This is a genomic window from Mycobacterium neumannii (assembly GCF_002245615.1).
Taxonomy (GTDB): domain Bacteria; phylum Actinomycetota; class Actinomycetes; order Mycobacteriales; family Mycobacteriaceae; genus Mycobacterium; species Mycobacterium neumannii_A.
Genome location: NZ_NKCO01000001.1, coordinates 304,627 through 316,927 on the forward strand (window position 1 = coordinate 304,627; position 12,301 = coordinate 316,927).

General features: G+C 68.7%; 9 protein-coding genes. All 9 read right to left on the minus strand.

Annotated elements, in window-relative coordinates; translation table 11 throughout:
• Positions 1–43: 43 nt before the first annotated feature.
• The 9 genes from CEX88_RS01620 to mqo all read right to left on the minus strand — a co-directional run bounded on the left by CEX88_RS01620 (position 44) and on the right by mqo (position 12,245).
• Complete coding sequence (locus CEX88_RS01620) at positions 44–1,801, minus strand: proline--tRNA ligase (protein WP_094292147.1); 1,758 nt, start codon at positions 1,799–1,801, stop codon at positions 44–46.
• A 66-nt stretch (positions 1,802–1,867) separates the two neighbouring features.
• Entirely contained in the window at positions 1,868–3,385 is a 1,518-nt protein-coding gene (locus CEX88_RS01625; protein ID WP_094292148.1) for an MFS transporter, read from the minus strand.
• Positions 3,386–3,460: 75 nt separating this feature from the next.
• Positions 3,461–5,053 (minus strand): MFS transporter, encoded by a 1,593-nt coding sequence (locus tag CEX88_RS01630; RefSeq protein WP_094292149.1) that lies wholly within the window; start codon positions 5,051–5,053, stop codon positions 3,461–3,463.
• A 32-nt stretch (positions 5,054–5,085) separates the two neighbouring features.
• Positions 5,086–6,291 (minus strand): uroporphyrinogen-III C-methyltransferase, encoded by a 1,206-nt coding sequence (cobA, locus tag CEX88_RS01635; protein ID WP_094292150.1) that lies wholly within the window; start codon positions 6,289–6,291, stop codon positions 5,086–5,088.
• The gene (locus CEX88_RS01640; protein WP_094292151.1) at positions 6,288–7,691 is read right to left on the minus strand and encodes a cobyrinic acid a,c-diamide synthase CobB; all 1,404 of its coding nucleotides are present in this window, start codon (positions 7,689–7,691) and stop codon (positions 6,288–6,290) included. The genes cobA and CEX88_RS01640 overlap by 4 nt, the downstream gene beginning before the upstream one ends.
• A gap of 103 nt (positions 7,692–7,794) precedes the next feature.
• Positions 7,795–8,409 (minus strand): cob(I)yrinic acid a,c-diamide adenosyltransferase, encoded by a 615-nt coding sequence (cobO, locus tag CEX88_RS01645; RefSeq protein ID WP_094292152.1) that lies wholly within the window; start codon positions 8,407–8,409, stop codon positions 7,795–7,797.
• A gap of 31 nt (positions 8,410–8,440) precedes the next feature.
• A complete protein-coding gene (locus CEX88_RS01650; protein ID WP_094292153.1) occupies positions 8,441–10,300 on the minus strand; it encodes a magnesium chelatase subunit D family protein in 1,860 nt (619 codons plus the stop codon).
• Entirely contained in the window at positions 10,297–10,743 is a 447-nt protein-coding gene (locus CEX88_RS01655; protein ID WP_066843014.1) for a GNAT family N-acetyltransferase, read from the minus strand. The genes CEX88_RS01650 and CEX88_RS01655 overlap by 4 nt, the downstream gene beginning before the upstream one ends.
• Positions 10,740–12,245, minus strand: coding sequence for a malate dehydrogenase (quinone) (gene mqo / locus CEX88_RS01660; protein WP_420799172.1), 1,506 nt, complete (start codon positions 12,243–12,245; stop codon positions 10,740–10,742). Before mqo ends, CEX88_RS01655 begins: the two co-directional genes overlap by 4 nt.
• Positions 12,246–12,301: the final 56 nt, after the last annotated feature.

Sequence of the window (12,301 nt, forward strand, 5' to 3'; positions counted from 1 at the left end):
CACGCTTCACCCGCTGTTGGCGTGCGGGTAACCCACGTTCGGCCTACGGCGAGGTGAGCGCGCCCGCGATCTTCGCCGCCGGACCGCCGTGCTGGCCGCTCACCGAGATCTCGCGCGTCTCGCCGGTGAACCGGTTGCGCAGCTCGACGACGCCGTCGGCCCAACCACGGCCGACCACGACGAGCCACGGCACGCCGAGCAGTTCCGCGTCTTTGAACTTCACCCCTGGCGAGGCGGTGCGGTCGTCGAGCAGCACGTCGATCCCGCGCCGATCCAGCTCGCTCGCCAGTTCCTCGGCCCCTTCGCGCGCGGCGGCGTCCTTGTTGGCGATGACGAGGTGGACGTCGAACGGCGACACCTCCGCCGGCCAGCGCAGGCCGAGCTCGTCGTGGTGTTGTTCGGCGATGACGGCGACCAGTCGCGACACCCCGATGCCATAGGAGCCCATGGTCAACCGGACCGGCTTGCCGTTCTCGCCGAGCACGTCGACCTCGAACGCGTCGGTGTACTTACGGCCCAGCTGGAAGATGTGGCCGATCTCGATACCGCGCGCGCTCACCAGCGGCCCCGCCCCGTCCGGCGACGGGTCACCGTCGCGCACCTCGGCGGCCTCGATCGTGCCGTCGGCGACGAAGTCGCGGCCCGCCACGAGGCCCACGACGTGCTTACCGGGCTCGTCAGCGCCGGTGATCCACGACGTGCCGTCGACCACACGCGGATCGACCAGATAGCGAATCCCGTTGGCCAGCAAGGCTTTCGGGCCGATATACCCCTTGACGAGGAACGGATACCTGGCGAAGTCGGCGTCGTCGAGCAGCGCGTACTCGGCCGGTTCGAGCGCAGCGCCCAGGCGTTTGTCGTCGACCTCGCGGTCGCCGGGCACGCCGATGCCCAGCAGCTCCCACTCGCCGCCGGGCACGCGGGTCTTGAGCATCACGTTCTTCAGGGTGTCGGCGGCGGTGACGGTGCGATCGAGCGCCGCGTTGGCCCAGTCGACCAGCGTCGCGATCGTCGGGGTGTCGAGGGTGTCGTGGACCTTGGCCTCAGGCTGGCCGTCGACGGGCAGCGGCGCCGGGGCGGCCGTGGTCACCGCTTCGACGTTGGCGGCATAACCGGACTCCAGGCACCGCACGAACGTGTCCTCGCCGATCTCGCTTTCGGCCAGGAACTCCTCGGATGCGCTGCCGCCCATCGCCCCGGAGACGGCCGAGACGATCACGTAGCGCACGCCCAGTCGATCGAAGATGCGCCGGTAGGCGTCGCGGTGGGCCAGGTACTGCGCGCGCAGCCCGTCGTCGTCGACGTCGAACGAGTACGAGTCCTTCATGACGAACTCGCGGCCGCGCAAGATTCCCGCCCGCGGGCGTGCCTCGTCGCGGTACTTGGTCTGGATCTGGAACAGCAGCAGCGGAAAGTCCTTGTAGCTGCTGTACTCCCCCTTCACCGTCATGGTGAAGAACTCTTCGTGCGTCGGGCCGAGCATGTAGTCGTTGCGCCTGCGGTCCTGCAGCCGGAACACGCCGTCGCCGTACTCGGTCCAGCGGTTGGTGGTCTCGTAGGGCGCGCGGGGCAGGAGCGCCGGGAACAGGATCTCCTGGCCGCCGATCGCGGTCATCTCGTCGCGGACGACCCGTTCGATGTTGCGCAGCACCCGCAGCCCCAGCGGCAGCCAGCTGTAGAGCCCGGGCCCGACCGGTCGGATGTAGCCGGCGCGGATCAGCAGTTTGTGGCTGGGCACTTCGGCGTCGGCTGGGTCGTCGCGCAGGGTGCGCAGGAACAGCTCCGACATGCGGGTGATCACAGCCGACAACCTTACTGACTGTGTTGATCCCCCGATCGCCACGCTCTGACCCCGCCGGAGCCCGAGCTACAGCTCGCCGGCCTCCACGGCTTCCTTGGTGTGCTGCGCGGAGGCGATCTGGCGCGATGAGAAACCGATGAAGAACGCGGCGATACCGACCATCACCGCGACACCGGCGACCCACAGCAGCGAGTACGTGTAGCCGTAGCCGAGCGCGTCGAGCTGGGCAGGGGTCATGTCCTTGACCGGTCCGGTCGTACCGCCCAGGTACAGCGTGCGCGACGTCTGCACCGCCTGGATGACCACGAGCACCACCGGGCCGCCGAGGTTCTGCACCATCAGCGTGATCGACGACACCGGGCCGATCTCGCCGGGGCCCACTCCCGCGATCGCGCACAGCGGCAGGATCACCGCGATGGCTCCGATGCCAAAGCCGCCGATCACGATGGGCGCGAACAGGTCCGGGAAGTAGGGGATGCTGCGGTCCAGCGTCGACCCGTACAGCATCGCGCCGAGGACGAAGATGCCGCCGCCGAGGATCAGCCAGCGCGGGGCGACATGCGGCGCGAGCCGGGCGGCCACCGCGGTGCCCACCCCGAAGGCCAGCGCGAACGGGATGAAGCAGATGCCCGCCTCCAGGGCCGAGTAGCCCAGGACGTCCTGCACCAGCAGACCGATCATCACCGTCAGCGTCAGCAGCACGCCGCCGGCCAGGAACAGCGCGATGAACGTCATGACCCGGTTGCGGTTGTCGAACACCGAGAACGGCACGATCGGGTGCTGCGCGGTGCGTTCGACGAGCAGGAAGCTGATGAAGAAGACCGCCGACGCGACCGCGGCGCCGATGACCAGCGGGTCGATCCAGCCGCGCGGCGGGCCCTGCGTGAAGACAAGCACCGCCGACGAGCAGCCCAGCGTCGCCAGCAGCGCACCGGTGATGTCGAGTTTGAGTCGCTCGTGGTGTGTTTCGGCGAGCTTGAGGACCGCGATGGTGATGATCGCGATGCCGATCGGCACGTTGATCAGAAACGCCAGCCGCCAGGAGATCACCGTCAACGCGCCGCCGAGCACCAGGCCGAGCACCGAGCCGATGCCCTGCATGGCCGCCGATATGGCCAACGCCCGGTTGCGCGCCTGGCCGACCGCGTACGTCGTCGCGATCAGGGCCAGCCCGGTGGGCGCTGCCACCGCCGCCCCGGTGCCCTGTACCGCGCGCGCGACGATCAGCGTGGCGGGGTCGGTGGCCAGGCCGCAGACCAGCGAGGCGATGGTGAACACCCCGACGCCGGACAGGAACGCGCGCTTGTGGCCGATCGCGTCGCCGACGCGCCCGCCGAGCAGCAGCAGACCGCCGAACGCCAGGACGTAGGCGGTGATCACCCAGCTCTTGCTGGCGTCGGTGAGGCCGAGGTCGGCCTGCATCCTGGGCAGCGCGACGATCACGATCGTGCCGTCGAGGGTCGACATCAGCTGCATGCCGGTGATCGCGATGATCGCCGGGCCCAGAACGGACTTCGCGAGGGGCAACGCCGCCAGCGGCACGGGACGGTCCGTCGACTCGGAGGAACCACCGACGGCAGACATGGTCAGCCACCCTACCGAGTGCGATTTCGGTGTATTCGGTCGCGCCGGGCGCGACGGACTACACCGAAGTCAGAGCTAAAGCTCTCCGGAGTCGATCGCGTCCTTGACTTCCTGCGCATGCGCAACCTGCGACGCGCTGTAGCCGATGAACAGCGAGGCGAGCCCGACCATCACGGCGACCGCAGCCACCCACAGCAGGCCGTAGGTGTAGCCCTGGTCGAGGGCGTGCAGCTGTGCGGCGCTCATATCGTTGACGGGTCCGGTGGTGCCGCCCAGATACAGCGTGCGCGACGTGATCACGGCCTGGATGATGGCCAGCACGACGGGCCCGCCGAGGTTCTGCAGCATCAGCGCGATGGCCGACACCGGGCCGATCTGGTCGAAGCCGACGCCGGCGATCGCCGACAGCATCAGCGGCACCACGATCATTCCGATGCCCAGCCCACCGACGGTGATCGGCAGCACCAGGTTCGGGAAGTACGGGATGTTCGCGTCGAGCGTGGAGCCGTAGATCATGGCACCCAGCACCAGCACGCCGCCGGCGATGACCAGTAGTCGCGGCGGGAACATCTGCACCAGCTGCGACGAGAGCCCGAGCCCGATCCCGAGCGCGATCACGAACGGAATGAACCCGATGCCTGCGCGCAGCGGGCTGTAGCCCATGATGTCCTGCACGTACAGGCCGATCAGCACGGTCAGCGTGAACATCACGCCGCCGGCCAGGAACACCGCGGCGAAGGTCGCGACGCGGTTCCGGTCCTTGAACAGGTCGAACGGCAGGACCGGGTTGGCCGCGGTGCGCTCGACGTAGAGGAACGCCAGGAAAGCGGCGCACGCAGTGAGACCCGAACCCAGCGTGATCGGCGACAGCCAGCCCTGTTCGGGGCCCATCGAGAACCCGAACACCGCTGCGGTACAGGCGAGCGTGGCCAGGAGGGCGCCCGCAGCGTCCAGCTTGAGCCGCTCGCGGTTGGTCTCCCGCAGGGTCTTGCGGGCCAGGTGGATCATCACCAGGCCGATCGGCACGTTGATCAGGAACGCCCAGCGCCACGACACCTCGGTCAGCGCACCACCGACGATCAGGCCCACCACCGAGCCGATACCGGTCATCGCGGCGAAGATGGCGGTGGCCGCGTTACGGGCCGGGCCCTTCGGGAACGTCGTCGCGATCAACGCCAGCGCGGTCGGTGAGGCGATGGCCGCGCCGACGCCCTGCAGCAGTCGGGCGACCACCAGCGTCGCCTCGTTCCACGCGAGACCACACAGGATCGAAGCGATGGTGAACAGCGCCACGCCGACGATGAAGGTGCGCTTGCGGCCGATCGTGTCGCCGAGTCGCCCGCCCAGCAGCATCAACCCGCCGAACGTCAGCACGTAGGCGGTGATCACCCAGCTACGGCCGGCGTCGGAGAGGCTCAGCTCGTCCTGGATCTTAGGAAGCGCGACGATCGCGATCGTGCTGTCCATGGTCGCGAGCAGCTGCATACCGCCGATCGCGATGACCGCAGCGATGAACCTCGGCGATGGCAGCCACGCCGAGGACCTGCCGGTTTGCCCGCGCGCAGACCCGATAGCGGTCTTCTGGGAGTGCGGTGGAAATGCTCGATTTGCCCCACCCTCGGCGTCACGGCGCATGGCAGCACGCTCTGCGTCATTGAGAGCCGTCATGGGGGTTACCTTACAGTAATCTTAAGATCCCTTTAACCGGCGAAGGCGGCCACGGGCCCGATAACGATGATCGCAGGAGGCCGAATTCCGTCCTCCCGGATCCGTTCTGCGACATCGGCGAGCGTCGCGCGCAAAGTGCGCTGTGCGGCGGTGGTGCCGTGCTGAACCACCAGAACCGGCGTATCCGCAGGTCGTCCGCCTTCCAGCAGCGCCTCGGCGAACAGTTCGATGCGTTCGACGGCCATCAGCAACACGATGGTGCCCGAGAGCGCGGCCAAGGCATTCCAATTCACTAACGATTCGGGATGCCCGGGCGCGACATGCCCGCTCACCACCACGAATTCGTGCGTGACGTGCCGGTGGGTGACGGGCACACCCGCGAGCGCGGGAACCCCTATGGCACTGGTCACACCGGGTACGACGGTGACGGGGATACCGGCCTCGGCGCAGGCCAGCACCTCTTCGTATCCGCGCGCGAACACGAACGGGTCGCCGCCCTTGAGTCGCACGACGAACTTGCCCGCTTTCGCGCGGTCGATCAGCAGGCCGTTGATCGCGTCCTGTGCCATGGCCCGGCCGTACGGGATCTTCGACGCGTCGATGACCTCGACATGCGGCGGCATCTCGGCCAGCAGTTCCTGCGGTGCGAGTCGATCGGCGACGACGACGTCGGCGTGCGCCAACAGCCGGCGCCCGCGAACGGTGATCAACTCGGGGTCGCCCGGTCCCCCGCCCACGAGCGCCACGCCGCCGTGTACGACGTCGGCGGTTGCCGAACTGTCCGGTGCGATGAGCCCGCGCTGCATGGCCTCGTGGATCGCCGACCTGATCGCCGCCGACCGGCGGTGCTCACCGCCGGCGAGCACACCGACCGAGAGCCCCTCGTACTCGAACGATGCCGGTGTGACGGCCGTGCCCTCGACGGCCACGTCCGCGCGCACACAGAAGATGTGGCGATCCTCGGCCTCGGCGACGACGGCCGCGTTGACGGCCGGGTCGTCGGTGGCGGCGATCGCGTACCAGGCGCCCTCGAGGTCGCCCGGTTCAAACTCGCGCAGCTGCAGCGCGATTCCACTCATCGCCTCGACCGCGGGCGTGGCCTCGCGCGCGATCACGACCACGTCGGCGCCGTTGGCCACCAGAAGCGGCAAGCGGCGCTGCGCCACACTGCCGCCGCCGACGACGACGACCTTCCTGCCGGTCAGGCGCAGACCGACTAGATAGGCGTTCTCGGTCACTGATCCGGATCCTGTTCGCGCGAGCTCATCGGCGCGAGCTTAGAGGTTGCGGCCACCGCCACGAAGCGGCTGATTGCCCGCGGGTGCGCGGCGGGGTGGGTGTGCAGGTAGCCGGCATGCACGGCCCCGTCCACCACGCCGTCCCTCCTGCGGCCGATGGCGCCGCCGGTGAAGATCCACGCGGGGGCGTAGTCGTTTTTGAAAGTGACTGCGGTGCGGTGAAACTCGTGTCCCATCATCCGGGCACCGATCGAGTGCAACGGCGAGTCGGTCACCACGACGGCTTCGCGGTAGCCGAGCGTGAGGCGGTCGGTGAACGTCGCCGAACCGGAGATCACCCCACACATCGGGTGACCGTCGAGGTCGTCGACGAGATAGGTCAGGCCCGCGCATTCGGCGTGCACCGGGGCCCCCGACGCCGCCAGTTGTCTGATCTGCGTGCGGGCGACGTCGTTGGCGGAGAGTTCGGCGACGAACTCCTCGGGGAAACCGCCGGGCACGACGAGGGCATCGGCGCCCGACGGCAGCGCGTCGGTCAGCGGGTCGAACTCGACGACCTCGGCGCCCGCGGCGGTGAGCACTTCGCGGTGTTCGGCGTAGCCGAAGCTGAACGCCCTGCCCGATGCCAGCGCCACCGTGGCGTTTCCGCCGACGGGGGTCACCTCCTCGGCGTCCCAGGGGTCGTCGAGGACCCTGCTCTCGGCCAGCGCGGCGATCCCCACCAGGTCGACGTGGCGACCTACGAGCGCCGTCATCGCCTCCACCGCCTCGCGCGCCCTGTTCCCGTGTTCGACCGCGGTGACCAGGCCCAGATGCCGTGAGGGGACAGACATTTCGTCGCAGCGGGGAATCACACCCAAGACCGGGATGCCGGCGTGTTCGCAGGCTTGGCGCAGTACCTCCTCGTGGCGCGGCGAGCCGACGCGGTTGAGGATCACCCCGGCAACGCGTACCGAGGAGTCGAACGTCGAAAAGCCGTGCAGCAGTGCGGCGATGCTGTGACTCTGTCCGCGGGCGTCGACGACCATGACGACCGGTGCGCCCAGCAGAGCGGCGACATGTGCGGTGGATCCGAACGCATTGCCGCGCGACTCCTCGGTGATGCGGCCGTCGAACAGGCCCATCACGCCTTCGATCACCGCGATGTCGGCTCGGGCGCTGCCGTGCCGGTAGAGCGGCCCGATCAGGTGCTCCCCCGTCAGGACGGGGTCGAGGTTGCGGCCGGGCCGTAGCGAGGCCAGCGCGTGATAGCCGGGGTCGATGTAGTCGGGGCCGACCTTGAACGGCGCGACCGCACGCCCTGCTCGCCGCAGCGCCCCCATCAAACCCGTTGCCACGGTGGTCTTTCCGCTACCCGAGGCGGGCGCGGCGATCACCACCGCAGGCGTCGCCCTGCTCACCCCGCCCCCCGCGTGGGCCCACCCACCCGTGGCGAGCGACCGTGTTTGCACGCCGACACACCGCAAATGGTGTCATTTCGCGGTCGCTCGCGCCGATCGAGCGTCACCACTCGATGCCCTTCTGACCCTTGCGCCCGACATCCATCGGGTGCTTGACCTTGGTCATCTCGGTGACCAGATCCGCGGCATCGAGCAACTGCTGCGGGGCGTCGCGACCGGTGATGACGACGTGCTGCATCCCGGGTCGCGAGCGGAGAGTCGCGACGACCTCGTCCACGTCGATCCAGCCCCACTTCAGCGGATAGGTGAACTCGTCGAGCACATAGAAATCGTGGCGTTCGTCGGCGATCCGCCGCGCGATCTCGGCCCAGCCGTCGGCCGCCGCCGCGGCGTGGTCGACCTCGTCGCCGTGTTTGCGCGACCAGGACCAACCCGAACCCATCTTGTGCCACTGCACCGGTCCCCCGACGCCGTGCTCGTCGTACAGTTTGCCGAGTTCGCGGAAGGCCGCTTCCTCGCCCACCTTCCACTTGGCGCTCTTGACGAACTGGAACACCGCGATGTCAAAGCCTTGATTCCATGCGCGCAGCGCCATGCCGAACGCGGCGGTCGACTTGCCCTTACCCGCACCGGTGTGCACGGCGAACAGCGGGGCGTTGCGGCGTGCGCGGGTGGTCAACCCGTCGTCGGGAACCGTCAGCGGCTGACCCTGAGGCATACCTACCTCTCCCTACTCCTTGTGGCCCATCTCAGGCGGCGGTGCGGATCACGTCGGTGAGGCTGTCCGCCCGCAGCTGGGCCAACCGCACCGCCGGGGCGCCCAGTTGTTCGGCGAGCTCTGCGGCCAGACCCAACCGCACATACGACGTTTCGCAGTCGACAACGACCGCGGCGGCGCCCTCGGCCACCAACCGCGCGGCGGCCGAGCGCGTGCGCCCCAACGGGTCGGCACCGCCGGTGGCGCGGCCGTCGGTCAGCACCACCACGAGGCTGCGCCGGGCGCGGTCGCGGGCCTTCTCCCTCACGACCAGGTCGCGCGCCGCCAACAAGCCTTCCGCCAGAGGCGTCTTGCCGCCGGTGTCGAAACGGGCCAGACGCCGGCTGGCGATATGCACCGACGACGTCGGAGGCAGCAGGACCTTCGCGTCGCTTTGGCGAAACGTGATCACGGCGACCTTGTCGCGGCGCTGGTAGGCGTCGCGCAACAGCGACAGCGCCGCACCCCCGACCGCGGACATCCGGTCGCGCGCGGCCATCGAACCCGACGCGTCGACCACGAAGATCACCAGGTTCCCCTCGCGGCCCTCCCGGATCGCGCGCCGCACATCGCCCGGCTGCGGCCGGGGCGCTCCGGGCCTGCGTTGGTTCTCCACGGCGGCCAGCAGGGTGCCGAACATGTGCACACCGTGACCGGTCCGGCCGTCAGACGTGGCCGAGATCGTCTTGCCGGTGCGGTTACGCGCCCGCGACCGGCGGCCCGGCGCTCCCTCCCCCACACCGGGCACCACCAGCGAACGGGTGCGAAACACCGCCGAGGGTGCGGCGCTGGGACGCGAACTCCCCGAATTCCGTTGTGACGGTTGCCTATCGCGGCCGTCACCCTCCGGCGACGACGACGCGCCACCGCCCGGTGGGTCGGGATCGGGTTCGGGGTCGGGGTTCTCGTCGGTGGCCTCGTCGGCCTGGGCCATCACGTCGTCGAGTTGGCCGGGATCCAGGCCCGGGTCGTCGAACGGGTCGCGGCGTCGGCGGTGCGGTAGCGCGAGTTCAGCGGCCACCCGGATGTCCTCCTCGGACACCACCTCGGTTCCGCGCCACGCGGCGTGCGCGACAGCGGTCCTGGCGACGACCAGGTCGGCACGCATGCCGTCGACGTCGAAAGCCGCGCACAGCGCCGCGATCCGACGTAATTCGCTGTCGGGCAACGAAACCGAGTCGACCGAAGCGCGGGCCGCCGCGACACGGCGCGCGAGCTCATCGTCGTCTTCGGCGTAGCGTTGGGCGAACCCGGCGGGATCGGCCTCATACGCCATGCGTTGTCGGATCACCTCGACGCGCACATCGACGTCGCGCGACGCCCGCACGTCGACGGTGAGCCCGAACCGGTCGAGCAGCTGCGGACGCAGTTCGCCCTCTTCGGGATTCATCGTGCCGATCAGCACGAAGCGTGCCTCATGGCTGTGCGACACCCCGTCGCGCTCCACGTGCACCCGGCCCATCGCCGCGGCGTCGAGCAGCACGTCGACCAGATGGTCGTGCAGCAGGTTCACCTCGTCGACGTAGAGCACACCGCCGTGCGCGCGGGCGAGCAGTCCCGGCGAGAACGCGTGCTCACCGTCGCGCAGCACCTTCTGCAAATCCAGCGAGCCGACCACCCGATCCTCGGTCGCGCCTATCGGCAGTTCGACCAGCTGCCCAGTGGTGCCCGTCGTCCCGTCCGCCGCAGCGGCCGCTTCCAGCACCTTGGCCAACCCACGCACCGCCGTCGACTTCGCGGTGCCCTTCTCTCCGCGAATCAGCACCCCTCCAATGTCGGGGCGGATCGCGCACAGCAGCAGCGCCAGCCGCAGACGGTCATGCCCGACGATCGCGCTGAAGGGATAGGTCACGGCTTCAGCATAGGGACGTGCGGAATGCCGTCCTGCATGAACTCCTCTCCGTCGCGGACGAAGCCGAGGCGGGCATACATATCGGCCAGGTACGTCTGGGCGTCGATGCGGCAGGGATAGTCACCCACCTCGGCCAGCGCGGCCTGCAGCAGCCGCGTGCTGTGCCCCTGCCCGCGCGCCTCACGCTTGGTGCACACCCGGCCGATGCGGAAGCCCTTCTGCCCGCCGGGATGCTCCTCCATCAGACGCAGCGTCGAAATCACCTCACCGGTGGACGTTTCCAGCCAGAAGTGCCGCGTCTCGGCGAGAAGATCGCGGCCGTCGAGTTCTGGATACGGAATGGCCTGCTCCACGACGAAGACCTCGACCCGCAGCTTGAGCAGTTCGTAGAGCGTTGCGGCGTCGAGGTCTCGAGACCAACTGCGGCGCAGCGCAACCGTCATCCCGTGGCCACCGCCGGGGATTCGTCGAGACGCAGGACCCGCGTTCCGTGCGACCACACCTCGTCGAACAGCGCAGGCTCGGAGGACAACTCGTGTCCCAGCGACGGCACCATCTCCTTGATCTCGGACTCCCACGCCGGATAGCGCTTGGCGAAGCAGCGCTGCAGCACGTCGATCATCGCGGGCACCGCGGTCGAGGCTCCCGGGGAAGCGCCGAGCAGCCCGGCGATGGTGCCGTCACCGGAGGTGAGCACGGTGGTGCCGAAGTCGAGCACACCCTTGCCGCTCTTACCGCAGATGACCTGGACCCGTTGCCCCGCCACGTTGAGCTCCCAGTCGGATTCCTTTGCGCTGGGCGCGAATTCGCGGAGTGCTTCGATTCGCTCGGCGTCCGACAACATCAGCTGGCCCACCAGGTACTTGAGCAGTCCGAACTGGGTGAGCGCGACGTTGACCATCGACGCGACGTTGTTGAGCGTGATGGATTCGGGCAGGTCCAAGACGTCGCCCTGTTTGAGGAATTTCGGTGACCAGCCGGCGAACGGCCCGAATAGCAACCAGGACCGGCCGTTGATCACGCGCGTGTCCAGGTGCGGAACCGACATCGGCGGCGCACCCACCGGTGGCTGGCCGTACACCTTGGCCTGATGCGCATCAGTAAGGCGCGGGACGTCGGTGCGCAGGAACTTGCCGCTGACCGGGAAGCCGCCGAAGTTCTTGGCCTCCTTCATGCCTGCCTTCTGCAACAGGTTCAACGCCCCGCCGCCCGCGCCGACGAACACGAAGCCGGCCTTGAGCTTGCTGGTGCGCCCGGTGCGCAGATTGACCAGCTTCAGGGTCCACGAACCGTCGGACTCCTGGTTCAGATCGCGCACCTCGTGCCCGAAATATGTGGTCATACCGCGCTGGGCGACGTAGCCGAGCAGCTGGCGGGACAGGGCGCCGAAGTCGACGTCGGTGCCCTGCTCGGTCCAGTTGAGCGCGACCGGTTCGGAGAAGTCGCGCTTTTCGGCCATCAGCGGCAGCCGCCGGGTGAACTCGTCCTCGTCGTCGATGTACTCCATGCGCGCGAACAGCGGGTTGGTCACCAACGCGTCGTAGCGGCGCCGCAGATACTTCACGCTTTCGGCGCCGTGCACGAAACTCACATGCGGGATCGGGTTGAGGAAGCTGCGCGGATCGCTGATCAACCCGTTTTCGACCGCGTACGCCCAGAACTGGCGCGTCACCTGGAACTGCTCGTTGACGCGCACGGCCTTGGAGATGTCGATCGACCCGTCGGGCTGCTGCGGGGTGTAGTTCAGCTCGCACAGCGCCGAGTGGCCGGTACCGGCGTTGTTCCACGCGTCGCTGCTCTCGGCGGCCGCCGCGTCGAGGCGCTCGATCAGCGTGATGTCCCAGTCCGGCTCCAGCTGTCGCAGCAGCGCGCCCAACGTTCCGCTCATGATGCCGGCCCCGATGAGCACGACGTCTGTCTTCCTCGGTTCGTCAGACACTCTCAGTTCCCCCGACTGGACTCGGTTTTCCGCGCGGCCGCGGCCATGGTCGATCATCAGGT

Excerpts from the sequence above, each read along its gene's own strand:
- CEX88_RS01625 (WP_094292148.1), bottom strand. The coding sequence starts at position 3,385 with ATGTCTGCCGTCGGTGGTTCCTCCGAGTCGACGGACCGTCCCGTGCCG.
- CEX88_RS01630 (WP_094292149.1), bottom strand. The coding sequence starts at position 5,053 with ATGACGGCTCTCAATGACGCAGAGCGTGCTGCCATGCGCCGTGACGCC.
- cobO (WP_094292152.1), bottom strand. The coding sequence starts at position 8,409 with ATGCCTCAGGGTCAGCCGCTGACGGTTCCCGACGACGGGTTGACCACC.
- CEX88_RS01655 (WP_066843014.1), bottom strand. The coding sequence starts at position 10,743 with ATGACGGTTGCGCTGCGCCGCAGTTGGTCTCGAGACCTCGACGCCGCA.